General features: G+C 31.7%; 27 protein-coding genes and 1 pseudogene. 7 read left to right on the plus strand and 21 right to left on the minus strand.

Annotated elements, in window-relative coordinates; all coding sequences use genetic code 11:
• Positions 1 to 132 precede the first annotated feature (132 nt).
• Together L1S49_RS00940 and L1S49_RS00945 are read left to right on the plus strand one after the other, a co-directional pair.
• Entirely contained in the window at positions 133 to 1,074 is a 942-nt protein-coding gene (locus L1S49_RS00940) for an ABC transporter ATP-binding protein (protein ID WP_238902174.1), read from the plus strand.
• Positions 1,074 to 1,784 (plus strand): ABC transporter permease, encoded by a 711-nt coding sequence (locus tag L1S49_RS00945; RefSeq protein WP_238902175.1) that lies wholly within the window; start codon positions 1,074 to 1,076, stop codon positions 1,782 to 1,784. The genes L1S49_RS00940 and L1S49_RS00945 overlap by 1 nt, the downstream gene beginning before the upstream one ends.
• A 131-nt stretch (positions 1,785 to 1,915) precedes the next feature.
• Here the strand turns inward: L1S49_RS00945 and L1S49_RS00950 are convergent, their stop codons facing one another.
• The 10 genes and pseudogenes from L1S49_RS00950 to L1S49_RS00995 all read right to left on the minus strand — a co-directional run bounded on the left by L1S49_RS00950 (position 1,916) and on the right by L1S49_RS00995 (position 10,130).
• The gene (locus tag L1S49_RS00950; protein ID WP_238902176.1) at positions 1,916 to 2,248 is read right to left on the minus strand and encodes a TetR-like C-terminal domain-containing protein; all 333 of its coding nucleotides are present in this window, start codon (positions 2,246 to 2,248) and stop codon (positions 1,916 to 1,918) included.
• A gap of 1,100 nt (positions 2,249 to 3,348) precedes the next feature.
• Positions 3,349 to 3,582, minus strand: a complete 234-nt coding sequence (locus L1S49_RS00955) for a heavy-metal-associated domain-containing protein (protein WP_016174972.1) — start codon at positions 3,580 to 3,582, stop codon at positions 3,349 to 3,351.
• Positions 3,583 to 3,655: 73 nt separating this feature from the next.
• Complete coding sequence (locus L1S49_RS00960) at positions 3,656 to 5,509, minus strand: heavy metal translocating P-type ATPase (protein ID WP_238902177.1); 1,854 nt, start codon at positions 5,507 to 5,509, stop codon at positions 3,656 to 3,658.
• Between the two features lie 44 nt (positions 5,510 to 5,553).
• The gene (locus tag L1S49_RS00965; protein WP_238902178.1) at positions 5,554 to 5,742 is read right to left on the minus strand and encodes a hypothetical protein; all 189 of its coding nucleotides are present in this window, start codon (positions 5,740 to 5,742) and stop codon (positions 5,554 to 5,556) included.
• A gap of 300 nt (positions 5,743 to 6,042) precedes the next feature.
• On the minus strand, positions 6,043 to 6,792 hold the full coding sequence (locus L1S49_RS00970) for a Crp/Fnr family transcriptional regulator (protein WP_238902179.1): 750 nt from the start codon (positions 6,790 to 6,792) through the stop codon (positions 6,043 to 6,045).
• 254 nt (positions 6,793 to 7,046) lie between these two features.
• Positions 7,047 to 7,271: a helix-turn-helix transcriptional regulator gene (locus tag L1S49_RS00975; protein ID WP_238902180.1), complete on the minus strand. Its 225-nt coding sequence runs from the start codon at positions 7,269 to 7,271 to the stop codon at positions 7,047 to 7,049.
• A 244-nt stretch (positions 7,272 to 7,515) separates the two neighbouring features.
• Positions 7,516 to 7,629: pseudogene (locus tag L1S49_RS00980) on the minus strand (DNA recombinase); the annotation flags it as partial.
• 13 nt (positions 7,630 to 7,642) lie between these two features.
• Entirely contained in the window at positions 7,643 to 7,897 is a 255-nt protein-coding gene (locus L1S49_RS00985) for a hypothetical protein (protein ID WP_238902181.1), read from the minus strand.
• 335 nt (positions 7,898 to 8,232) lie between these two features.
• The gene (gene rlmD, locus L1S49_RS00990) at positions 8,233 to 9,600 is read right to left on the minus strand and encodes a 23S rRNA (uracil(1939)-C(5))-methyltransferase RlmD (protein WP_238902182.1); all 1,368 of its coding nucleotides are present in this window, start codon (positions 9,598 to 9,600) and stop codon (positions 8,233 to 8,235) included.
• Between the two features lie 200 nt (positions 9,601 to 9,800).
• Positions 9,801 to 10,130: a helix-turn-helix domain-containing protein gene (locus tag L1S49_RS00995; RefSeq protein WP_238902183.1), complete on the minus strand. Its 330-nt coding sequence runs from the start codon at positions 10,128 to 10,130 to the stop codon at positions 9,801 to 9,803.
• A gap of 193 nt (positions 10,131 to 10,323) precedes the next feature.
• Between L1S49_RS00995 and L1S49_RS01000 the strand changes: the two genes are divergently transcribed.
• The 3 genes from L1S49_RS01000 to L1S49_RS01010 all read left to right on the plus strand — a co-directional run bounded on the left by L1S49_RS01000 (position 10,324) and on the right by L1S49_RS01010 (position 11,554).
• On the plus strand, positions 10,324 to 10,650 hold the full coding sequence (locus tag L1S49_RS01000; RefSeq protein WP_073019255.1) for a dimethylsulfonioproprionate lyase family protein: 327 nt from the start codon (positions 10,324 to 10,326) through the stop codon (positions 10,648 to 10,650).
• Between the two features lie 16 nt (positions 10,651 to 10,666).
• Positions 10,667 to 11,047: a VOC family protein gene (locus L1S49_RS01005; protein ID WP_073019253.1), complete on the plus strand. Its 381-nt coding sequence runs from the start codon at positions 10,667 to 10,669 to the stop codon at positions 11,045 to 11,047.
• A gap of 195 nt (positions 11,048 to 11,242) precedes the next feature.
• The gene (locus L1S49_RS01010; protein WP_238902184.1) at positions 11,243 to 11,554 is read left to right on the plus strand and encodes a hypothetical protein; all 312 of its coding nucleotides are present in this window, start codon (positions 11,243 to 11,245) and stop codon (positions 11,552 to 11,554) included.
• 64 nt (positions 11,555 to 11,618) lie between these two features.
• On the opposite strand, the gene L1S49_RS01015 is transcribed toward L1S49_RS01010, so the two are convergent.
• The 7 genes from L1S49_RS01015 to L1S49_RS01045 all read right to left on the minus strand — a co-directional run bounded on the left by L1S49_RS01015 (position 11,619) and on the right by L1S49_RS01045 (position 17,548).
• Complete coding sequence (locus tag L1S49_RS01015) at positions 11,619 to 12,353, minus strand: hypothetical protein (RefSeq protein ID WP_238902185.1); 735 nt, start codon at positions 12,351 to 12,353, stop codon at positions 11,619 to 11,621.
• Positions 12,354 to 12,509: 156 nt separating this feature from the next.
• Positions 12,510 to 12,872 carry a DUF1540 domain-containing protein gene (locus L1S49_RS01020; RefSeq protein ID WP_238902186.1) on the minus strand — a complete coding sequence of 121 codons (363 nt, stop codon included), beginning with the start codon at positions 12,870 to 12,872 and terminating at the stop codon, positions 12,510 to 12,512.
• A gap of 55 nt (positions 12,873 to 12,927) precedes the next feature.
• Positions 12,928 to 13,368: a MarR family transcriptional regulator gene (locus L1S49_RS01025; protein ID WP_238902187.1), complete on the minus strand. Its 441-nt coding sequence runs from the start codon at positions 13,366 to 13,368 to the stop codon at positions 12,928 to 12,930.
• A gap of 501 nt (positions 13,369 to 13,869) precedes the next feature.
• On the minus strand, positions 13,870 to 15,201 hold the full coding sequence (locus tag L1S49_RS01030) for a DUF4179 domain-containing protein (RefSeq protein WP_238902188.1): 1,332 nt from the start codon (positions 15,199 to 15,201) through the stop codon (positions 13,870 to 13,872).
• Between the two features lie 13 nt (positions 15,202 to 15,214).
• Complete coding sequence (locus L1S49_RS01035) at positions 15,215 to 15,748, minus strand: sigma-70 family RNA polymerase sigma factor (RefSeq protein ID WP_238902189.1); 534 nt, start codon at positions 15,746 to 15,748, stop codon at positions 15,215 to 15,217.
• 370 nt (positions 15,749 to 16,118) lie between these two features.
• The gene (locus L1S49_RS01040; RefSeq protein WP_238902190.1) at positions 16,119 to 16,811 is read right to left on the minus strand and encodes a DUF4956 domain-containing protein; all 693 of its coding nucleotides are present in this window, start codon (positions 16,809 to 16,811) and stop codon (positions 16,119 to 16,121) included.
• Positions 16,754 to 17,548, minus strand: coding sequence for a polyphosphate polymerase domain-containing protein (locus tag L1S49_RS01045; RefSeq protein ID WP_238902191.1), 795 nt, complete (start codon positions 17,546 to 17,548; stop codon positions 16,754 to 16,756). The genes L1S49_RS01040 and L1S49_RS01045 overlap by 58 nt, the downstream gene beginning before the upstream one ends.
• Before the next feature lie 198 nt (positions 17,549 to 17,746).
• On the opposite strand from L1S49_RS01045, the gene L1S49_RS01050 reads away from it, so the two are divergent.
• Both L1S49_RS01050 and L1S49_RS01055 read left to right on the plus strand, forming a co-directional pair.
• Positions 17,747 to 18,424 carry a response regulator transcription factor gene (locus L1S49_RS01050; protein WP_238902192.1) on the plus strand — a complete coding sequence of 226 codons (678 nt, stop codon included), beginning with the start codon at positions 17,747 to 17,749 and terminating at the stop codon, positions 18,422 to 18,424.
• Positions 18,425 to 19,699, plus strand: a complete 1,275-nt coding sequence (locus L1S49_RS01055; RefSeq protein ID WP_238902193.1) for a HAMP domain-containing sensor histidine kinase — start codon at positions 18,425 to 18,427, stop codon at positions 19,697 to 19,699.
• A 464-nt stretch (positions 19,700 to 20,163) separates the two neighbouring features.
• Here the strand turns inward: L1S49_RS01055 and L1S49_RS01060 are convergent, their stop codons facing one another.
• The 4 genes from L1S49_RS01060 to L1S49_RS01075 all read right to left on the minus strand — a co-directional run bounded on the left by L1S49_RS01060 (position 20,164) and on the right by L1S49_RS01075 (position 25,623).
• Complete coding sequence (locus L1S49_RS01060; protein WP_238902194.1) at positions 20,164 to 22,164, minus strand: carbohydrate-binding domain-containing protein; 2,001 nt, start codon at positions 22,162 to 22,164, stop codon at positions 20,164 to 20,166.
• Positions 22,165 to 22,303: 139 nt separating this feature from the next.
• Positions 22,304 to 23,665 (minus strand): PTS mannitol transporter subunit IICBA, encoded by a 1,362-nt coding sequence (locus L1S49_RS01065; protein WP_238902195.1) that lies wholly within the window; start codon positions 23,663 to 23,665, stop codon positions 22,304 to 22,306.
• 298 nt (positions 23,666 to 23,963) lie between these two features.
• Entirely contained in the window at positions 23,964 to 25,121 is a 1,158-nt protein-coding gene (locus L1S49_RS01070) for a mannitol-1-phosphate 5-dehydrogenase (RefSeq protein WP_238902196.1), read from the minus strand.
• A 19-nt stretch (positions 25,122 to 25,140) separates the two neighbouring features.
• The gene (locus L1S49_RS01075; RefSeq protein WP_238902197.1) at positions 25,141 to 25,623 is read right to left on the minus strand and encodes a PTS sugar transporter subunit IIA; all 483 of its coding nucleotides are present in this window, start codon (positions 25,621 to 25,623) and stop codon (positions 25,141 to 25,143) included.
• Positions 25,624 to 25,656: the final 33 nt, after the last annotated feature.

Below are 25,656 nucleotides of genomic sequence, written 5' to 3' on the forward strand. Positions count from 1 at the left end.
TACAAAGTAAACTAAACATCAACTGAAATTTGAGCAAAAATTGATGTTCAGTTGATGTTTTAAAATTAAAGTTCATTATAGCGTTAATTTAAATAAAAACGTAAAAAGAAATTCACAAAAGGAGTGTTTAAAATGGGAAAATTAAGTAGTGACGCCTTCGCTGCAATACAGTTGGATAGTCTCACAAAAAATTTTGGTGATTATCGTGCCGTTAGTGATCTTTCACTTGAGGTAAATAGTGGAGAAATATTCGGATTTCTTGGTTTGAATGGAGCTGGTAAATCAACCACAATTAAAATGATGCTGTCATTGCTAACCCCTTCGTCTGGCAGTGTCTATATGCTAGGAAATAAAGTTAATTCTGGAAGTCACAAGTTGTGGGAACAAGTTGGTTATTTAGAGGATGCCACTTATTATCCAGGGCTTACTGTAATAGAAAATTTAGATATTGCCCGTAGGATGCAAATGATATCTGATCGCCAATCTATTACCAGAGTGATACAAAAACTAGGTTTAGAGCCTCATAAAAATAAGAAAGCAAAAAATCTTTCTTTAGGAAATAAGCAAAGGCTAGGGTTAGCTAAAGCAATGATTCACAATCCAAAAATTTTAATTTTGGATGAACCTATCAACGGCCTAGATCCTGCTGGTGTCGTAAAAATCAGGAAAATGCTTTTAGATTTATCAAAAAATTTTGGAGTTACTGTTTTTATATCTAGTCATCAACTGGAGGAACTTTCAAAGCTGGTCGATCGAATTGGCATTGTCCATGAAGGGAGATTAATTCAGGAAATTAAAATGGCACATCTAGAACAGTCTTTACAAAAACATATGATTCTAGATGGACGTAATAAAAATGCAATGAAACATATACTCACAGAACACGGATATAACTTTGAAGAAAATACAGATGGCCGCTTGTTGCTTTTCGATGGCTCCGTAACTGAAAAGCCTGAAAGATTAACTGAATTGCTGGTTCGCTTTGGACAGCCCCCAACACAACTAAACATCGTTACAGAAGATTTGGAAGGTTATTTTTTACGAATTATTCAAAGTAAAAGGAGGATTCACTAATGAAGATATTGTCATTTATACATTGTGAGGCCATTAAAGTATTACGTTCAAGTGTTTTTTGGATTGTTGTTGTCGCATTTGCCACTATGCCAATTATGCTTGGTCTAGTAACATATAATAATTCTGTTAATGCAGGATGGGAACCTTATTTAACTGATTTACTTGGTTCAATCACTGCCATTTTGGTTATTGGATTCTCTTTCACCTCATGTTGGGTTTTCGGACGGGAGTATACAGATAAAACAATCAGTGAATTGCTAGTGAAACCTGTATCTAAACTTTATGTGGTAATCTCAAAGTTCATCATAATTTTTCTTTGGGATGTATTGATGGCCTTTTTCATGTTTGCAGTTGTATTCATTATGGGTATTTTAATTGGACTTAATGGTGGCACATGGTTGCTTATCATGAATAGCTTTTTTACTTTTATGGTAGCATCACTGCTAACTATGGTTGTTAGTACAATAAGTGCCTTATTGGCAAATGTCAGCAAGGGATATTTAGCACCTATTGGACTTGCGTTCCTTATTGTGGTCATTTCCAATGTCGTTGCGCAGGCTGGACTTTCAGCTTACTTTCCTTGGACAATTCCGGCATTATTTATTTCAAATGTTTCTCTTGGTATCACTAGCATCTCCATACTTGCGATTACTGGAATAACAGGATTTGTTGGAACAGTCGCATGGTGGAGGTTTGCAGAACAGCAATAGGTTTAATTAATCTTTTGTATAAGGATGATAGGGTATAATAACTACTTTCTCCACAGACTATATATTGCCTGTATAGACTGTGGAGAATTTTATCATTCACCAGGAGTAACTTCTATGCATGAAATGGCGCATTAATAAAAATCTTTCGATACTGCTTCTGTCGCTTTATCAATAAAAGCAGCAATTTTGCTGGGACTTTCCTTCAGTCCACTATTAACCCACTTTTTTATTATGGCTATACTGCCATATGCGGTAAATGTATACCATTGATCAAATAATTTTTGATCAAAATATGTAACTTCTTTACTCCATTTCTCAATATTTAAATCGTGGCTGATATAAATAATACGTTCTAATAATTTTTTGTCCCCATTCTCTGAAAATAATACTTCACATATATTACTATTTGCTTTTATATACTTGCAAATTTCATATGATAGTTTAGCAGATGCTTTAAGGTTCATAGTATGTTCCACAACCTGTCTGATTTCTTCATATAACTCATCTTCAATATTTGATAGAAGTTCAAACTGATTCGCATAATGCGAAGCAGAATTGTTATTATTGCTAGGCTGGTGTGGAATTTATATTTTGAACAAAAAGTTTTTCCTAAAAAATGAAGTATTGCAAACAAGTTAGATAAATATTTCAATAAGTAAGCAGTAAGGGCTTGCTGCCTGTTTAGAATGTGTGGTGTGTTTTTAGCCCTTAGCTGCCTTTTAAGATAAAACAGATAGGAGATAACCCCTTAATTAGCAGGCAATGAAAATCTTAAATGTCCTCTATAAAAAGTGGCAAAAAAATCGGGCTGTAAAATGAATTTTTAAAGCCCGATTTTCACATCAAAACAGCTACATATGTAGTCAACCCGTCTTATTTCCCTTTTGGATCACTATTCGTCATCAATACTACTGTCTCAACATGTGTTGAGAAACCCACGTAGCTGTCGAAAATTAGAAGGCTGAATATTTTTATGAGACATTCCCTTTGAGGAAACATATCCAAGATTGAACCTTGTATGTAGGAACATATCAGTCAATGTATGTATTCATTACATAATACCTTTGATCAAGTGCTTAAGTGATGACAAGCATGGGAGCGAATGGATGTTAAAAGCCAAAAATAGCATTACAAAGAAGGATATCAAAATTCTTTGGCGTATGTATGGTCGAACAATTGAGTTCCTTGGCTTGCGTGCTGAACGGCGCTTCAGTATCAACTTCACTTTGATTTTCTTGGCAATATTTAAAGGCCGCCCTTTTGTAATTTTAGGCATTTTATGCCCAAACTTATCTTACAAAAGTTTGGCCGTAACTAGATCTATACGGATATTCACAGACTTTTACAAAACTAAATCTCAATTGCGTTTCATAGAAGCTGTAAGTAGTATATAATCATTTCGTAAAAAATAACACAGAAAACATTGTTTGCGCACGTACCTTCGTCCTAATTTACTCTGCTCTAAATGGCGAAATGGAACTAAGTATTAAAGTACATTATCAACAAAATTATAAAGATGATCATTCAACGACTTCTACTATACAGACTTAACTGATTCGCCACTTTAAATTTTTTTTACTTGGGATTTTAGTACTTCATATCCTAATTTATCAATAGAATTTTCGATATCTTTTATCGATACTTTTTCATCGTCAAATTCTGCTCTTACCTTGCTTGAATTAAATAGTACCTTTACGCTCTCTTTATTTACCCCTTCTAAGGATTTCACACCGTTTTCTATTTTTTGCATACAAGATGGACAAGTTAATGTTTCTAATTGAATCGTTGCTTTTTGCATATTTCATTTCTCCTTTGATATATTTATCTATTTTAAATTGATTTAGATTAAAAATTTTACGAAAATTTTATTTTCATAATTTATAGCGAAGAAGTCTCATAGCATTTAGAATTACTACTAATATACTCGCTTCGTGTACTAACATACCGATTGACATATTCATCCATTCACTAAAGAATACGCTGGCAAGCAGGACTAATACAACTCCTACTGCAATAATTATATTTTGAAGCATATTATTAGCTGTTGCTTTTGTTAAACCTAGTGCATGTGGCAAGCGGCTGAAATCAGAGTTCATTAAAACAACATCTGAAGTTTCAATGGCTACATCTGTTCCACTTCCCATAGCAATTCCTATTTGTGCTAGAGCTAGTGAAGGACTATCATTTACTCCGTCCCCAACAAATGCAACAATTTGACCTCTTTCTTGCAGTGCTTTAATATATGCTGATTTATCTTCCGGCAACATGTGCCCGTGGGCTTCGGTGAGTCCAAGTTCACGCGCCACCAAATCCACGGTTCCTTGATTATCACCTGAAAGAACGACTAGATTTTTAACACCAAGTTTTTTCAGTTGTTGAAGATCTTCTTTGACACCAGGACGAATTTGATCACGAATTCCTATCAATGCCTTTAATTCACCATCAACGGATGTTAGAACCAGTGAATTTCCATTCTCCTCGAATCTGGCAATATCTCCTCGAACTTTTTCACTTAAAAGAACATTTTCTTGTTCCATCAATGCGACATTCCCGACCGCAACTCTATGACCTTCTACATGAGCTACAATTCCTCCGCCTTTGACAACCACCGTTTTTTCAACGGTATATGATTTTGTATCTCCAATATATTCCACAACCGCTTTTGCTAATGGATGATCGGATTCCTTTTCAACACTTGACAGATAAGCTAATACTTCGTCTACATTATCTGCATAAATTTCTTTATCCGCTACTTTAGGATTTCCTATTGTTAATGTTCCAGTTTTGTCAAATACCATGGTGTCTAGTCTGCTAAAATCACTAATTACCTCGCTGCCTTTTAGAAGAACACTATGACGTGCTCCATTACCAATACCTGCAACATTTGAAACAGGGACACCGATTACCAATGCTCCTGGGCATCCTAAAACTAATATCGTGATTGCAAGTTCAATATCCCTTGAAATGAGCCCTACAATAAAAGAGAGACCTAAAACAGCAGGGGTATAATATTTAGAGAATCTATCAATAAAGCGTTCTGCCTCTGATTTTGAATCCTGTGCTTCTTCCACTAACTCAATGATTTTACCAAAAGTAGTGTCTTCACCTACACGGTCAGCTGTGATTTGCAGTGTGCCATTTTCTAAAATTGTTCCAGCATATACTCCTGAATCTTTCTTTTTGCTTACTGGAACTGCTTCACCTGTAATACTTGCTTCATTAATGTGCCCTTCTCCTGTCAACACTGTACCATCAACTGGAATTTTTGCACCCGTTTTAACAAGTAATATATCACCGACATCAACCTCTTCTATTTCGACTTCTTCAAACTCACCATTTTTCAGTTGCTTTAGAGCAACTTCTGGCGCCATTTCAGTTAATTCTTTTATTGCAGAACGTGTTTTATTAAGTGTCCTTTGTTCTAAATAAGCTCCAAATAGAAATAAGAACGTAACGATTGCCGATTCTTCATAGTTCTTGATTATAAAAGCTCCGATAACTGCAATAGTAACTAAAACATCGATACTGACAACTTTGACCTTCAATGCTTGATACGCTTGGATAGCAATCGGTATAACTCCTAAAACGGAGGCAATTATTAGTGACCATATGGCTATAGGTTCGTTTTTAAATCCTAATTTACTAACATATGCAATTATTATTAAAATTGCACTTACTATGGTAATATGATTCTTCTTTCCTAAAATGAATTTTTGCATATTCATGCTCCTACCTCTTATAATCTTTAGTAATCTAGTATTGATTTATTTTATGATCCAAAGGCTCTATCTATTTCTGCCAACATGTTATATACTGCTTCATAGCTTTCACAAACATCATCTGGAACTGTATAATTATCTGTAATTTCACGTAACTTTACAAATTCATCTACTAAGTCAGGTTTTCCCGCTCCTGCATCTTTTACTTTTTTTACAAGCCTATCAAATACTTTACGCACTTGGTGAAATTCCGGGTGATTACCGCCATGAACTCGTGCTACAACTGGGACATATTGTGCCAATAGTTTTAAATGAGTTTCCTTTTCTTGATTAAAATTTACTTGTTTTGACATGTTTTTTCCTTCTTTCTTTTATCTTTGACTTGATTACATCATACAAGCGATTAAAAGAAATTAAATTGACCTAAATCAAGTTTATGCATTTTTGCGTAAATATTTGCGTTTTTTGCCTAAAAATATAAAACAGTTGAAGTTTTGAAGTGACTCCAACTGTTTTATATTTCATTTTATGACTATCATTTATACTAACAACAAACCATCTAAATCCAAAATCTCAATCTTTCTACTTGCTTTTTGTTTTATATAACCTTCATTCTCAAAATCAGCCAACTTTCTACTTACCGTTTCAGGTGTAGTTCCTAAGTAAGAAGCTAAATCCTTTCTATTCATTGGCAATTCAATTTCCATTGAACCCTCACCATCATCCATACATTCTGCAAGAAACAGCGCTAATCTAGCATCCACCTTTTCTGTAGTGAATCTGGTTGTTTGTTTTTCTGATGTTTCCAATCGGTTAGAAAATTCTGATAAGAACTTCAAAGATATCGTAGGGTACTTTAATAAAAATTCTTGTAAATCATTTTTACTAATCATACACACATCGGTATTGCTCATTGCTTCTGCATACGCTTCATGGATTGATTCACGAAACAAAGCTAGTTCTCCAGTAAAATCTCCAGGATTTAAAATTCTCAATAATTGTTCTTTTCCAGACTCAGATAAACGGTAGATTCTAATTTTACCCTTACTTACAACATATAAGGCATTGGATGTATCTCCCTCCCGATAAACCACTTGACCCTTTTTATATGAAATTGACTTCATCACTTTCATAATTTCATCCATCTGCTCTTCTTCTAAATGATTAAAGATTGGAACGACACTGATACATGAAGCTTGTGAATCTGATTTATCTCTGTGATGATGAGTGTGAGAGGAAGTATTACACCCATTTTTTCTTATATCTTGTTTGGAATCCTTTTTCGACATTTAGATACTCCTTTCATAACTTCTTGTAGACTTGTTTATCTCTTCCAAATATTCATGAGTCCAGTAAATGCAAATAGATTAATTCGGAATTGTAATTGGGTTATCGCCATAGCCTAGACTTTCCATTGAAATTTTGAGATAACCTATTTCTTGCCTAATCCCTCGTATTGCGGTCATTATTTCTTCTTTTGTTTTTCTTTGAGATACTCTTCATAGTACCCTTCCGAACCAAACATAGTAGTAGGCTGCCTTCTTTACTCATTTCCTGTCTTTATTTCATTGCCATTGAGTAAAGTAAAAGTCTGCTCAAACTTGACACCAAGCACATCCGCAGTCGCTTTCAATTCATCCAAGGACACCGTTTCACGTTTTAATTTCTTACTAAAATTCTGCGGAGTCTGTCCAATACGTCTGGCAAGCTCTGAAATGCTTATATTCATTTGTTCACATAGTTCTTTAATCATTTCTGCCGTAGTCATACTGCACCTCCAGTTTACGCTAAGAATATTATAAACCATTTGGTTGATAATCACAATAGTTATTAAAACATTATTATATTTGAACAAACACAAGTAAAGGGGCTGGGAAATAAGTCCAAAAAAGATAAATAACCGCATGAATCAGCTATATAAATGCTGATATAATACGGTTACCATTTTATGATTATAACTAAAATAACAATTTTATTTAGTTTTTCCCCAACCTCCTATCTCGTTCTGTTTTTCATATTTCCATTTCAATACCGGATTTAAAGGATATGACGAAATGGTCTTTATAGACTATGACATTTTGGATTAACTTCCTAACTAGCTTCCTAGTATAGTTCGAAAAAACAAAAGAAAGCTGAAGATTAGCCTTCAGTTTTTTCTTTGTATAATTTCAGAACTTCTTCTAGGAAATCTTTATAATTCTCAATTGGTACATTACTTAGTCTACTACCACCGTGTCTTTCTATCAGTTCTTTGACTTCAATGACATATCCCATTTGGCTTAATTTAGACAAATAAGAATAGGCATATCCCACCACTTCAAACGGTCCTTTGCCATCTACATATATGACATGCTCATTTACAATTTTTTCTTTGATTTCTATTACTCTAGCCATCATCCATACCTCCATTTCTTGGTATGTACATATAGCCATACTAATCACGATATATCAAATAATAGACTACTCAATATCCAAAAATAAACATGGTAAATTCGTAGTCTATTTTTCATTTTAACCTGCCATCTTTCCTGTAGCGACAACCCCCAAAACGCAATCTTGTAGTGACACCCTACCCCAAAAGTAATCCTGTAGTGTCACCTCTACCAATTTCAAGTGAGTTGATATGTTTCCGAAAAGAAAAAATCGAGATCTCAGACCGATATGACTACCAATCTAAAAATCTCGATTATCCTCAAAACCTTATCTATCAGGCTTTTTGTAGCTTATCCTTACTTTTTCCGTGACAGCAGTGCTACTGTCTCAACATGAGCCGTCTGAGGAAACATATCAACTGGCTGAACCTTCTCAGTTTTATATCCAAGCCCGTCTAAAATATTTAAATCCCTAGCCAAGGTACTTGGATCACAGGATACATATACAATTCTTTTAGGATTAATAGATGTTATTGCTTCAAGTAAAGCTTTCTCACAACCTTTTCTTGGTGGATCTACAACCACAACATCTGCCTTTATTCCTTTAGTTATAAGGTCTGGTATTACCTCTTCTGCCTCTCCTACAAAAAATTCTACATTATCCACATTATTTGCTTCTGCGTTTTTCCATGCATCATCTATGGCTTGTGGTACTATTTCAACCCCATAAACTTTTTTAGCTTTTTGTGATAGAAATAGGGTTATTGTTCCTGTACCGCAATATGCATCAAATACAGTTTCTTCTCCTGTAAGGTCAGCAAATTCTAAAGCTTTAGAATAAAGCACTTCTGTTTGTGTTGGATTTACTTGAAAAAATGATAATGGGGATATATTAAACCTAAAGTCTCCTATATAATCAGTTATAGTATCCCTTCCCCAAATAGTTCTAGATTTCATCCCAAGTATTACGTTGGTTTCTTTGTCATTTATATTTTGAACTATAGAAGTTATTCCTTCTATAGTATTTGTCATGAGTTCTATAAACTCTTTTTTATATGGAAGCTCAGTGGAGTTTGTTACTGGAACTATCATTACCTCTCCAGTTTTAAATCCCTTTCTTATCATAATATGTCTCATGATACCTTTAGGATTATATCTTCCATCTACTGTAGCTGGAGTTATGTTGTATTTCTTCATCCACTTTTTAGTTAGCTCTACAACCTTATCCCCAATCTCATCTTGAATATGACAGGTTTTCATATCAATAATATCATGACTTCTAGGAGCATAAAAACCTATCTTAAGCTCCCCATTAACTAATCCTATAGGTAATTGAACCTTGTTTCTGTATCTAAAAGGATTCTCCATTCCAATAGGCTTTAGAACTATATTTTCATCTAATTTTCCTATTTTAGTTATACAATCCTTAACTCTTTCCTCTTTAAAATCTATCTGAGCCTTATAGCTTGCATGTTGAAGCCTACAACCTCCACACTTTTCATATATCCCACAGACAGGAATTTCTCTTTCTGGAGATTCGTCTATAATTTCTAAAAGCTTCCCATATGCATATGTCTTTTTTGTTTTTACTATTTTGACTTTAACTTTTTCGTTTTTTAATGCACCCTCTATAAATATTGGATAGCTACCAATCTTAGCTATTCCTTCTCCTTCATATCCTTGAGAAATTATGTCTAAAACATATTCTTTATTCTTTTCAACCAAATCTATCACCCTTGCGCTTTCCTAAATTCGATAATATTAGAATATCAGTTAACATTTTTTCATGCAACTATTATCCACACTTACTTCAGATTTATTCACAGCTTAATCAACAAAAAAGGTAAAAGCCTTTTTATTAGTATATGCTTTTACCTTTTCATTATTATATTAATAATTTAACATCTATTTTACTCTAATTACATTTATAGATTTGCATTATTATGCTTTATATGTGAAAGACCCCATGTATTCATAGAATCCAAAATCGGCTTTAATGAGTATCCAATCTCAGTCAATGAATATTCTACTCTAGGAGGAACCTCTGCATAAACCTTTCTTTCTATTATCCCGTCAGACTCCAACTGTTTAAGTTGTTGAGTTAACATCTTCTGGCTTATTCCATTAATTCCTTTACTTAATTCTAAAAATCTTTGAACCCCTTTATTTAATAGGTTTCTAATAATTAAAACCTTCCACTTATGTCCAATCAAATTAACTGTATGCTCAATTGGACAATGTTTATCACATGGCATTTTATTCCCCACCTCATCTTTATTCAATACATACCATTTGGTAAGTACTTAACTAAAAAGTGCCTTATTGCAAAAAGAAAGTTGCTATACTATGATGATTTTACAGCAGTTAATATATAAATTCAAGCGCTTGTATCAGTTCATTATGATTGCTGAATATTAGATATTATAACCATATAAAGGAGAAATAGTAATGCAAAAAATTAATATTGATAACATTACAGACTTTGTAGCTGATAAAAGTGCACGTAAAGGAATATTTAAAGAAGGTCAGCTAGATACAGGTCTTTTACTCTACACCCCTGGACAGACCACCCCTGATCATAAGCATTCAGACATTGATGAGGTGTTTTATATAATTTCTGGAGAAGGTACCATTACCATAAATAATGAGCCAATCTCTATAAAGGAAAAAGATATTATTTTTTCACCACATGGTGAAACTCATGGATTTAATAATACATCCTCATCCAATTGGGTTGTATTACAAATCAAGATCCAACTACCAAAAGATAATTAATAGGAGGTATTAATTAATGTTTACTCACATTGACCATGTAGCAATCTCTGTTAAAGATAGAGAAAAGTCTATTGAATTTTATGAAAAAAACTTTGGTTTTAAAAAATACTTCGAACATGATGTCCCTGGCATACCTGAGATTGAAAAAGTTGTCTATCTTAAATTAGGGAACACAATTTTAGAACTTGAGCATTGGACAAACAATAAAATAAATTCAGGATCACATTTTTGCCTTATTAGTGATAGCTTTGATGAAGACTACTCTAAATTAGTCGTGGCTGGTGTACCCATAGTGGCTAAACCACATATTCCTAGTCCAAGAACCCCTGAAGAAAAAGGCTGGAAACGAGTTGTCTTTAAAGGTCCAGATGATGAATACATTGAATTTAGAGGTTAAACTAATTAAACTAATTAGTTTATAGTGAAGTTTTTCAGTGCTAAAAATAACTCTGCTTAAGCAAAAGAGAGAATCCTCCTCATATCCTAGGTATTTTATATGCTATTTGTAAATATCTCGGATTTTTCAATTAGTATAGTAAGTAAAATTATGGTATAAATATATTATAATTTAATACTTTTAAGGAGGATAGATATGAGAACTGTTACTCAATTATTTATATTGATTGCTTTTATTATAGCTCTCCTTGCTATTTTTCACCTATATTCACGTTTTTTAAGCAAACTTTCTCAAAACTCTATAAAAAAGAAGCTTGCTAAAGGAAAAATAAGTGATAAGCAACTAATAAAGTTTTATAAACTTTCTGATAAAGGTCGTAAAAATAAATGGATGGCAATTCTTATCTATGGAATTTACTATAAATCCTATTTGCAAATGCAAGAAGGAACCTATCAGATTTATAGAAATGAAATAGAAAACAGAGGACTCTTAAACGAAGTAAGTTAACTTCTAAAATAACATACTTTAAAGCAATACAAGCCCCTATGTTCAAGTAACGTAGAGGCTTCTTTTATTCTAATTCTTCAATCAGCTTCTTAGCCTCAGATATGGATAAATCCGTATGCTCACGAATTAACTTAATTGCTTTAATAATCTCTTGCGCTTTTTTTAATTCTAATACGCTTTCCTTAACTTCTTCTGGAAGAATCAATCTCTTTGCCTTTTCTTCTTCTCTTCGTTGTTTTTCCATATCCATTTTAAGTTCTAACTCTGAAGAAATTGCCTCCTCTTTAACATAAAACTTCGGCTGTCTTTTATCCATTATTTTTACCACAGCTCCAAGGATAGTCGCTAATACTGAATATAAAACTAAATATTGAATAAGCCTATAAATATATATATATACTGTATTAAGTTTAATAACCTGTCCACTATCTTTAATAAGGCTGATTTTACTTGTAATACTATATTCACCTGGAGCATAATTAAGAACATTGGTATCAATCTGTACTTTTCCAAAAGGTGATAGTATCCACTCAATTGGTTTATTATAGATTGGGTTTCCTGCTGCATCCATAAGCGTTCCAAATATCACAAATATTCCAACAAGAATAACAACATTCCTTTCCCATGTTAGGTTACTTTTAAGAACTATCAACACAAAAATCAATAATAGCATTATGCTTTTAAAATAATGATTAAATAGAAATAAATTTATCACTATCGGAAAAATAAATCCGATTAATACTATTAGCCCTATTACTATCAAACCAAAAAATAATAAAATAGCTAAATTCTTTTTCATCTAAATCTCCCTTCATAATTAATATATTTTACTACTTAATATGGTTTTCGTATTTAAAACATACAATCTTTACCTATACAATATTTTTGAATATTAAAAAGGTAAAAGCTTTTATCATTATATGCTTTTACCTTATCTTTATTGTATATTAAAATTTTATCCCTCTATAAAGGTTTCACAAGCTGTTCCATAAGAGCTTTTAGCCTCTGGTCCAAATATAACTAAATTGTCTGCTGAACATTCTCCTCTTTTGTTATATGCACATTTTCTTGCTTCACATTTAACCTCTGGAGACATTAATATTCCGCTATTATTTGAAAACATCTGTTTTAATTCACCAACATAATTAGTATTGCCAACACTAGTAACAGCATTTTTAAAACTTTTTTCAGCAAATGTACCACACTGAGTTCCTGAAGAACTAGAAGCATCATGTCCTGTAACTAATATCACATTTGCAGAACATAATCCAGATATGTTGTTAACACAATCCATAGCACTACATCCAAGTTTATTCATAAAATCCAGCTCCTTCTTTTATATTTCATATCTATTATCTACAAAAGAAAGGCTTTTATTCATTATCCAAGTTTTTTATAAAAGTTTCTAAATACTTTTCTAATAGCTTTATTTCTTGGCTAGACAAACCCTCTGCTGCCTTTTTTATAGTCTCATTACTTATCTGCTCAAGCTCTTCCATATTATATAAAGCCTTTTGCGTTAATAGTAAATAAAAACTTCTTTTATCCTTAGGATTTTTAATTTTTTCTATCCATTCCTTATTTATAAGTCTATTAATAACTCCAGACAAAGTTGCTTTATCTAAATTTAATCTTCTTCCTATTTCTAAAGGGGTTAGCTCTTCTATATCCCCCTTTAATTCTTCTATATTATAAATGTCCTTCAAAACAGACCACTGAACTGCTGTTAATCCCAAATTCTCTAAGGATATATTTATTTTATTCTTTAAAAGTTTTGATGATCTATTAATTAACGTACCTATATTATTATCCATATTATCCTCCATATGGTTAGTATACAAACTAATAATATATTAAAAACGTCTTTCCATCAATAAAAACCTCTGAATTTCTAATTTCTATACTAGTATCACTTTTCTTTTTAACTTTTTAAATGTTTTTCTTTTTTTCTTTTTAAATGTTTAAACATTTAACTTTTTAACTTTTTATTAAACATATTATTTTAATGAATCTAATGAGGCTTGAAGAGAAGCCTCTACAGCAATAGGGTGTTTAACTTTTTATTAAACATAATATTTAAGTAAAATGACTCTAATGAAGCTGTGGAACGCTTCTACAGATAAGAAGTGCTTAACTTCTTAATAAACATAATTGTCCATCAATGACTTTAATGAGGCTTGAGAAGAAGCCTCTACAGATAGAAGTTAAAAGGATCTTAACGGAGCCTGGGAAACGGCTCCTACAGATCAGAAGTTAAAAGGATCTTAATGGAGCCTGAGAAACGGCTCCTACAGATCAGAAGTGCATTATTTTTATTAATCTAGGTTTACTGTAAATTTTAAATCATCATATGTTTTTATTGTCTTAGATATATCCTGACATTCTATTGTGTAGTTTTTGGTTTTGTCTATTTTTTCAAATACAGCACTATATTCTCCCACGTTTTCTTCTTTTGGGAATGTAATTCTATCATAATTCTTTCCACTTTCTTTATCTTTTATATTAGTTAGATTAACTAAGAATCCATATTTAGTCTTATAGTAAATTTTTGTTCCTTCCTCTGTTTCTTCTATCTTATTTATAACCACATCACCATAGTTTTCTATACTAATTTTACTCTCGCCTTTAATATTCAGGTCAGTAGTTAGCGTTTCAACATTACTTTTGTATGTTTGAGTAAATGGAATAAATGTTAAGCTTTTGCTATCCTCATATTTTTCTTTAAAATTATATGAAGAGTAATAATTCTCAGCATCTCCTGAACCAGATCCTGATTTCATTTGAAGCATTCTTCCTTTATCATCTACAACTATATAGTTTATATCAGTTACATTCTCTTCATTTTTTGAGGACGTATAAATTACCGTATTTATAGGTGTTGTAATTACTTTATTTACTTTCATATCTGTAGCTAACTTGTTTAAGTTTTTATCTACGTTTATTTCTTTTACTTTACCATTTACTTTTTCACTTGCTACTTGAATATTAAAATCCCAATCACCTTTTATCTCTCCAAGAAACTCTTTTATGTTAAGAGTAAGTGTAAATTCATCTGGAACTTCTACGTATCCTCCTAGTAGCGTTTTATCTTGTACGTCCTTTGGAACTTCATCTTTAGACACCTTAAAAGTCTCTACTCCTATATAAGTTTTATTACCATCTAAAAACTTTCCACTTCCACCCGAAGAAAAAGTTGTTAGATTACCATTTATAAAAAAATCCTTTTCTAAGATATGTGGACTAGATTTCATCGGCTCATCTCTTTCAACAGTATAAGCAACATTTAGATCTATTCCATCATATACTATACTTGAAATTGTAACTTTAACACCATTACTCTCTTTAGTAACATTTATATCTGATGCATACTCATCATACTCTTCGTAAACCCCATTATCTAAAAGCTTAAATATAGACCCTATTATAGGTATGTTTTGAGCATAGGCTGGCATTGTTATTCCTAAGGTTAGAAATACTACAAATATCGCAGCTACTGATATAGCTATTTTCAGCTTAGTTTTTTTCTTTTTTCTTGTATTTAAATTTACTAAAGTATCATTAATCTTTGACTTTATGTCTTCTGGAACTTCTATAGTTTCTTTTTTAAGCTCTCTTTTTATGATTTCATCCATGTAATTTTCATTCATCACTAATTCCTCCTTACCTATCCTTTACTATCTCATAAAGTTCTTTTCTTGCTCTTGTAAGTCTGGATCTTACTGTCCCTTCAGGAATATTTAATATCTTTGCTATGTCTTTTTGGGCTATATCTTCATAATAAAATAGTAGAGTTACCATTTTTAAATCCTCATTTAATGAATCTATAGCTTTGCTTAAGTCTAGGTTCTCATAGTTATCTAAATGTGTTTTTTCATTTTCTATATTTTCTATTGAAATCAACTTCCTATTTTTCCTTATTATAGAGTTACTTTCGTTAATCAAAATTCTTATAAACCAAGTTTTAAAATATTCTTCTTTTTTAAGGGAGGATATATTTTCATAAGCTTTTATTATGGTATTTTGAATAGCATCTTCTACATCTTCTTTTGAGGATAGTATTCTACTAGCAACTCTATAAAGGGTTTGTTCATGCTCTTTTATTAAAAAGGTAAAAGCTTCTTTATCACCATTCTTTATCGAAGTAATTACTGACTCTTTTTTAGCTTTAATTTTTATGAAAGGTATTACCTGCATCCTCTCTCCCCCTATTTCTATCATTCCTTAGCTAAGGTTACACTTATTAGATGTATTTGCTATGGAAAATGCTCGCAACATTTACAAAAATTATTTTCTATAAATTGCTTGTACCTAAATATAGTTCGCACGCTAATTAGTTGTTTATATAAATATGATATTTTTCATTGATTTTTCTTAAAAAACTACAAAAAAAGAGCACCTTTCGGTGCAAGTAAATTGAATCAGTTGCCATTAGATTCTTATTTTATCTAACTCGGCTATGAAAACGCGCATTTCCATAACATTGATATTATAGCCTAAAACTGCCATGTTTAATTGTTAACATTCTGTTAATTTTATTCTAAAGGGGATAAATTAAATATTTTTCTTAGTATTCTGTAGCTTCTGGAGCCATAAGTAAAGCTATATTTAGGTTTCCATTTCTACAACGTAGCTCGTCTAAAAATTTCTTTTGACTTACTGTTTTGTCCATGGTTATTGTATATACCAATTCAAATAAGCTTCCCAAATTAGTTGTTTTAACTTTTTTAAGCTCATATCCTGTTGTGAATTTCTCAAATACATCATCAAAAGCGCCTTCGTAGTCTAAATCTTCCGGAATAGATATTTTTAATAACTTTTCTGATACATTTTTATTCCCAAAGTTTATTAAACTTAATATAAACATAAGTGCACAAAGGATTGCTGTAAATAATATTGCATAACCTATAAAGCCAGCTCCTGTAGCTAATCCCGCTGCCATAGCAAATAACACATATGATATATCTTTTGGGTCACCTGGGGCACTTCTAAATCTTATTATTGAAAATGCTCCTGCTAAACTAAAGGCTCTAGCAACATTACTTCCTATCAATAATATTATTATAGCAACTACAGCTGGCAAAAGTACCATGGTTAGTGCAAAGTTTTGTGAGTATAACTTTTTACTGCTTGTTTTCATATAGGTGGTACTAATTACCCCTCCTAGGATAAATGAGGCCCCTATTATTAATAATGCAGTTACTAAAGATATTGTGGAATCAGTTGTTGTGGTTGTTGAGCTGAATATTGATTCAAGCATATGTTAAGTTCTCCTTTCGCATCCATACTATTTTTTATCATATTTTTATATTCATTACCGTATTTTGAAAAACTTGAGCTATATAATTTATATTCAGAAAGTAATTTTGAAAACCATAATGGCACAGTGTTTTCTGCTTTTACTTCCATAAGCCATAAATCATCTTCCACTAAAATATTTCCATAATCACCATACTCAAGTTTTAAATCATATCTTCTGGTTCTTATATTAGTATCAAAAGTTACTCTAAACTCACGATTTTCTTTCTCAAAATAAGCTATTCTATCATAAGCTATATAAACCTTTGGTTCTAAATCATATATCTTCAATATATAAGATAGTTCCTTTAATACCTGCTTGTTCATATATTCCTTATACTCTGGCTTAATACCAGTATCTAAGAATTCGTAGGCTTCATCTAACTTCAAGGTTGTTCTCCTTTTGTTAACTATGCCTTTAAACTTCTTCTTAACCTCTAAGTATACTTTGTCATTTTCTTCAGGTACTCCATAAGATCTTAGTCTAACTTTTTCCTTATATTTAGGTTTATCTAAGGATCTTCTTATTAATAAGTCATCTTTTGTATCGTAATAAAGATTTGATATTTTATAGAATTCATCATTTTGATTGAATTCATCCATTTCCATACGTTTTAGTAATTCTCTCTTAAAATCCATATATAATTCCTTATTCATTTGAAATTTGTTCTCGTATCTATTAAACACTTCTATAGCCATGTAACTCACTCCTTATAATATTTCATTAATCTTTGTTAACAAGAATTTAATAATCTATGTTTAAAGTTTACTTTTTTAACCTTAAACCAACCTTAAAGACTTTTTTAAGCTAATGTCTATCCTCTTCCCCCTTTAAGCTTCATTTAAGCTTAGCTATGATATAATTAGGATAAAAACTACTTTAACAGGAGGAATATTATGAGGATTTTAGTAGTGGAAGATGAGATCCATTTATCAGAGGCTTTATCTCAAATATTAAAGAAAAATAATTATACTGTAGATGTAGTTCATGATGGTGAAGATGGATTAGACAATGCTTTAAGTGGTATTTACGATATTATACTATTAGATATAATGCTTCCTAAAATGGATGGATTAACAATTCTAAAGCATTTACGAAAGGAGGAAATAGCTACTCCAGTTATACTTTTAACTGCAAAAGGAGATATCTCTGATAAAGTTAAAGGGCTAGATACTGGCGCGGATGATTACCTAGCAAAACCTTTTGCAACTGAAGAGTTATTAGCTAGAATACGTGCTCTTTCAAGACGCAAAAGTGAAGTTATAACAGACAACACCCTAAAAATAGGCTCTATTGAACTAAATCCAGCCACTTTAAAATTATCTATGGATGATAAAGAAATTAAGCTTATATTAAAGGAAAGTGAACTCTTAGAACTGCTTATTATACGTAAAAACGCTGTTACCTCTAAAGAGTTAATAATAGAAAAGATATGGGGCTTTGATTCTGAGGTTGAGCATAATCATGTAGAAGTTTATATATCTTTTTTAAGGAAAAAACTTTTGTTTTTAGATGCGGATGTTGAGATTAAAACCTTACGTGGGGCTGGTTATATCTTGGAGGTTAAAAAATAAATGTTTAAAAAGCTTAGAAATAGATTTCTAATTCTCAATCTAGTAATTATTTCTATAATGCTTCTTATTTCCTTTACTTCTATTTATGCAATAACTCATAAAGATATCTACACTCAGATAGATATGGATTTAGATAAGCTTTCAGGAAGTGATGCTAAAGGTAACAAACCTAAAACTAATGATGACATGCCTAATGATAAACAGATGGATGGACCCCAAAATGATTTTACTAAAGGGCAAGGTCCTATGGAAAGGTATGCTTTCACAGTTACTACTGATGGCAATTGGAACAAGATAAGCACTTTTTCACGCTTTAGTATCTCTGATGAATTTTATGAATCAGCAAAAAAGGCAGCTATAAATAAGAAGGTTAATAGAGGATATATTTCAGTTGACGATACTGATTTAGCCTTTGTTATAAATCATACTTCTAGTGGTTATAACTTATATTTTTTAGACATAACCTTTCAAAAAAATACTCTCAGAAGTTTGATTTATACATTTACAATTGTCGCCTTCTTTATGCTAATAATCATTTTCCTAATTAGTAGATTTTTTGCTAATAGATCAATTCAGCCTATAAAAGAAGCCTTTGACAAACAAAAACAATTTATAGCTGATGCATCTCATGAGCTTAAAACACCTCTAACCGTTATAAATACAAATGTTGACGTACTTCTTTCAAATAAAGATGACTTCATACATAATCAATCTAAATGGCTATACTATATTAAATCTGAAGCTGAAAGAATGAATAAACTAACAAGTGATTTATTATATCTAGCTCAAGTGGATTATTCAGATGTAAAGATTATTTTTTCTGATTTTAACTTAAGTGAAGCCGTAGAACATATTATCTTGACCATGGAAGGAGTCGTATTTGAAAATAATATCGCTCTTCATTATGATATTGAACCTAACTTAATAGTATCTGGTAACATAGAGCAGCTTAAACAAGTTATAATGATTTTCCTTGATAATGCTATTAAATATACAGACAAAAAAGGTAAAATAAATCTAGTCCTAAATAAAGCCCATAATAAAATCAATTTATCTGTAACTAATACAGGAAAAGGAATTCCAGAAGAACATATCTCCAAGATCTTTAATAGATTCTATCGTACTGATAAATCTCGAGCGAGAGATAGTGGCGGATATGGACTAGGACTATCTATAGCCAAAGCCATAGTTGAACAACATAACGGAAAAATATCTGTAAAAAGCATTGTTGATAAAGAAACCACCTTTTCTATTGAATTACCTAAAAATAAGTAATAAAAGCCTTTATACTAGCTATAACTTAATTGCTAATATAAGGGCTTTTTCATATTACCTATTCTACAATATTTAAAATATCTTTAGAGGATTTTAATGGTCCTCTTGATGAATCAACATAAGCATCTTTAACTACAGATATATTTTTCTTATCAATTCTATCATTAGTTAACTCAGCTATTTTATTAAAATTAGAGTTACTTTTTTCTATCTCTTCTTGATTTCCTTCTTTATAAACTATAATTTTATCTGGTGTATTTATTATTGAAGAAACCTCTTTTTCTTGCTTATTGCACCCTGCTTAAAATAATGAAAATAGAACAATAGACCATATAGTAATCTTTCTCATATCATCATCTCCTTAATTATGTATAATTAATATAAATAAATTATACATAACTTTCCAATAAGTAAACAACATAAAAAACTATAGCAAAATGTGCTATAGTTTTTCACTAATAAATTTATTGTTTTGTTGGAGGCTGCTGCCCATCAGCTGGTGCTCCTTGCATTCCTCCTTTATTCATCCGACCTTGTTGACCGCCTCCTGGGCCCATTTGGTTAGTTCTAGCTTCTGTTACCCCTGATTCTGATAACCAAGTTACTGAGTTAGATATGGAAAAATCAACTACTTTTGTTCCATTAGTATATTTTCCGTTAGTGTAAAGTCCATTTTTTGCTGCTCCTGTTGATGCTCCTCCCGAATATAATGTATAAGTTTTATCTTTTTGTATTTCTGGTGAACTTATAACTATAGATTGATAATCCTTATTAGGTGCTATAGTTATAATATCATTTCCCTCACTATCTTCTAAATGCACTATTGTTCCAGCTTGTTGTTTACTAGTATAAATCATGCTAATTGTGTTTTGTGTTGAGCTATCTGATGTTGCTTGTGCCATTCCTGAACTTCCATAAGCTACTAATAATCCACCTGTCATCTCAAAGCTTCCATCATAGTCCAAGGCTCCATTTCCATCGTTTGTAGGTCCACTAACGATCACAGTTCCATTTGTCATATAAATATATCCGTTTGAGTCTAATCCATCTCCAGATGCATCAACCATAATATAACCACCATTTATAACCAATTTATTATTTTTATTCGCCTGTCCTGGTGCATTATTTTGAGCTGATTCATCATCTCCTCCAGCTGCGTTTATTCCATCATCACTTGCAACTATGTTTATATCTCCTCCATTTATAGTTATTACTGAACCCTCAAGCCCTTCATAACTTTTTGATATATCTATTTTACCATCGTTAATAACTAAAGTATTATCAGCATGCACTCCATCATCTCCAGCTGATAATGATAAGGTGCCTCCATTTATTACTATGCTATTATTTGTGTGTACCGAATCATCAGCAGAATTTATGTTGAATGTTCCTCCAGCTATTCCTATCTCTCCTGATGCTTTTAGACCTTTGGTACTTGTGGTATCATCTGTACTACTTGATTCAGATGTTTGCTGTGTATTCGTGTTTTCACCTTGCTTTCCACCAAATCCTCCGGGTCCTCCCATATCATTATTGGTTTTGGCAGGTGCATTTTCACTTCCTCCGCCAGCAGTAATATTAAATTCACCATCTTCTATAAGCAAATAAGTTTCTGCTTGTATTCCATCTTGCTCTGCCTCTATGTTGAATTTTCCACCTTCAATTGCTATAAAACCTTTCGTTGTATCTGCATCATTTGTAGATTTAATACCATCTCCTCCTGCATTTATAGTAATGTTTCCAGAATTGACTGCAACTAAATCTCTTCCTACTATACCATTATCAACAGATTTTACTTCTATATCTCCTCCAGTTATTTTTAAATCATCTTTGCTCTTTATCCCTTTACTGTAATTACCATTTACAATCAATTTTCCTGACCCATTTATAGTAAGATCATTTTTGCTGAATAAAGTTGCATCTGGCTCATCCTCTGAATCTTCTAATGAATATTCTTTTCCATCCGTTAATGTATTTACTGTACCTTCTTCGATGGATATTATTGTTTTTCCTGCCTTTTTAGAGTATATTGCAGGATTATCACCGTTGCTTATATCCACTCCATTTAGTACTAATCTAACTATACCTTTATCCTCATTATCAATTAGTATTTGACCATCTGTTAATGTTCCACTTAGTACATAAATACCTGCTTTCGTTATGGTTATTGTGCTATCCTTAACTTCCACCCCATCTCCCTCTACTGTAGCTGATGCTCCATTTAATTTAATGTAATTAGGACTTTCATTTTTCCAATCTATATAACTATCTTCCTCATCGTAACTAACTAATTCACTTATTACTGTGCTTATACTCTTATCACCTATTATTGCAGCTATTGTTTGCTCTGTTGCTGTATTACTTGAAGTGTCTGTATTCGTTGCTGTACCTCTAGTACATGAATATAAAAAACTTGTGCACAAAAGTGCTGCTATTAATTTGCTATATATTGATTTTCTATTCATATTTAATTCCTCCATTTCATAGGTTTATTTTATTCTCCACAACTTAAACAAACCTTAAATGAATTAATTTAAATACAAAAAACTACCTAGTATAGAAATTTAATTTCTATCTACTAGGTAGCTCTGTTATAAGTTTATATTATTTTAAAGACTCTATTAAAGCATCTAACTTAGGATCTGACATGAAGTTTTTAATTGTTACTAATTCAGCACTTGGGCAGCTTTTTCTTGCTCTGTCTGCTAAATTTTCTTGAGTTACAACTATATCAGCATCTCCTGGTATTTCATCAACTGATGAATGAGTTACTTCTATATCTAAACCTAATTTTTGAACTTTGCTTCTTATTTTTGAAGCTCCCATTGCACTTGATCCCATTCCAGCATCACATGCAAATACTATTTTATTTACTTTTCCAGTCTTTTTAACTTTTAAGTTTTGTACAGCTTCTTTAGCTGATTCTAAATCTTCTTCATCTTGTACCTTTGCATTTTTAACAAATATTGAAGCTACTAAGAATGAAACTACTGTTGAAACAGCAACACCTGCAATTACTGATAGGAATGATCCTTTAGGTGCTAATGCCATTATAGCTAATATACTTCCTGGTGATGGGCTTGCTACAAGTCCTGCACCTAATATTGAGAATGTGAATACTCCACTAGCTCCTCCAGCTATTACTGCTAATACTAATGCTGGGTTCATTAATACATATGGGAAATATATTTCGTGAATTCCGCCTAGGAAATGTATGATTATTGCTCCTGGAGTTGAATCTTTTATAGATCCTTTTCCAAATACAAAGTATGCAAGTAATATTCCAAGTCCTGGACCTGGGTTAGCTTCTAGTAAGAAGAATACTGATTTACCAACTTCTTTAACTTGTTCTACTGCTAATGGACTAAGTATACCGTGGTTAATTGCATTGTTTAAGAATAATATCTTACCTGGTTCTATGAATATTGATACTAGTGGTAAAAGATTTGCATTTACCATAGCTTCAACTCCGCCTTGTAGTATAGTAGTTATTGCTACTACAACTGGACCTATACCTGTGTATGCTAGCATTGCTAAAATCATACCTAAAATACCGATTGAGAAATTGTTTACTAACATTTCGAATCCAGCAGGTATTTTTCCATCTACTGCTTTGTCAAACTTCTTGATTACCCATCCTGCTAAAGGTCCTACTATCATAGCACCTAGGAACATTGGCATATCTGCTCCAACTATAACTCCCATTGCAGCTATAGCACCGATAACTCCACCTCTTTGTCCACCTACAGTCTTACCACCAGTGTATGCTATTAATAATGGTAGTAAGTAAGTTATCATTGGTCCAACTAATTTTGCAAAATATTCATTTGGTATCCATCCTGTTGGTATAAATAAAGCTGTTATAAGTCCCCATGCTATAAAAGCACCGATGTTTGGAAGTACCATTCCACTAAGGAATTTACCGAATACTTGAACTTTGTTTTTAAATCCACTGTTTTGACTCATTTTTTATTACCTCCTTTTGATACTTTCATTATACGTTTACAGGTAGTATGATTTCAATCTATAGATACTGCTACATTGTCACCAAGGGTTAGTGACAAATTTTTATATCTTTTTATCTAGATAGTGACACTTCTAAGCCATTGATTTTACTGTGTTTTAGCCTTACAGTTTTTTTAAAATTTCTATCTACTCTATAGATTTCAGCCATTCAACTTATATGTTTCTCAAAAATAAATGTTATTATAATGGAAATAGTTAGCAACAAAATTGCTAACTATTTTTATATACATACATGACATTATTTAAATAATTCTCTAACTTGTTCATACTTGCTTTCTATACTTATAAGTATGTTTTCATCTGATATCTCAGAAACTTCTTGAACAGCTCCTTTGATTCCTTTTTCTTTTATTAGCTCTTGTAATTTTAAGCTTTGAGGATCTTCTGGGTTATTGTAATATAATACAGCACCTACTCCTAGTAGTAAATTTTCTGTACTTATACCATATGACATAGAGTTTAATAGAGGTTTAACAAGTCTATCACCTTTGCTTAGCTTTCTGATAGGTTCTCTTCCTACTCTTTTTATATCATCTTGAAGATATGGATTTTTAAATCTAGCTATTATCTTATCTATATACTTTAAGTGAGCATCTCTGTCAAAATCATATTTCTTTACCAATCCATCTCCGCTTTCTACCATAGCGTGGTATACAACTTCATAGATATCATTGTCATTTATACTTTCTTCTATAGTTTTATAACCTTTTAAATTACCTAAATAGGCAGTTATTGCGTGCCCTGTATTTAATGTAAATAACTTTCTTTCTACATATGCTATAAGATTTCCAGTTAAGTTCATTCCACTTATTTCTGGGATCTCTCCTCTAAATCCGTTTCTGTCTACATTCCATTCATAGTAGTTTTCAACTACTACATCAAGTGGATTCTCCATTTTTTCACTTACTGGAGGAACAATTCTATCAACAGAGCTATTAGGGAAACCTACGTATTTATCCACAGTTTCCTTTTCTTCTTCTGTTAAATACTTAAATATTTCTTCTTTTAAAACTTCTGATGCTCCTACTGCATTTTCACAAGCTATTATGTTTAAATTCTTTTCTACCCCTTTAGCTAATCTATTTTTTATTCCTTTTGCTAAAGTTTCTGCTATTCTGCTTAATATATTTACACCTACAGCTGTAGTCATTATATCTGCTTCAAGTATAGCATCCATTAATTTTTCATCATTTATATTTAAAGCTGAAACATTTTCAACTTTTTCATCTCTTTTTTCGTTATCTAATACATGAACCGTATAATTTTTAAGTTCATTTATTAACTCAACAACTGTATTGTTAGCATCTACGAAAGTAACCTCAAAACCAGAGTGAGCTAAAAGTTCACCTATAAATCCTCTTCCTATATTTCCTGCTCCTATTTGTATAGCTTTCATATCTCTTCCTCCTATTATTTTATACTGCACTAGCAAAAAGTTTGTATATTTTATCTTTATCTCCAGTTGTATATAACTCTTTTGTTATTTCTTCATCTTCTAATACTACTGCTATATTTGAAAGTATTTTTATGTGTTCATCACCTATTCCAGCTATACCTATAACTAAATATGCTTTTTCATCATCAAATTGTATTCCATTTGGAAATTGTAATACTACTATTCCTGATTTTTTTATATTTTTCTTAGCTTCGCCTATTCCATGAGGTATAGCAACCCCCATGCCTATATAAGTTGTTACAACTTCTTCTCTTTCTTTCATAGCTTGAATATATTCTTCTTCAACATATCCAGATTCAACTAATAATCTTCCTGCCATCTCTATAGCTTCAACTTTACCAACTGACTCTAAACCTAATCTTATATTAGCTTTTCTTAATATCTCACTCTCATTCTCTACAACGACTTCTTCTTTTTTATTTTTCTTAAAAAAATTGAACATTTATTTGCACCTCTTTTTTCTTTTTTAATTTCT

Source organism: Clostridium sp. YIM B02506 (genome assembly GCF_022324845.1).
Classification (GTDB): Bacteria; Bacillota; Clostridia; order Clostridiales; family Clostridiaceae; genus Clostridium_T; species Clostridium_T intestinale.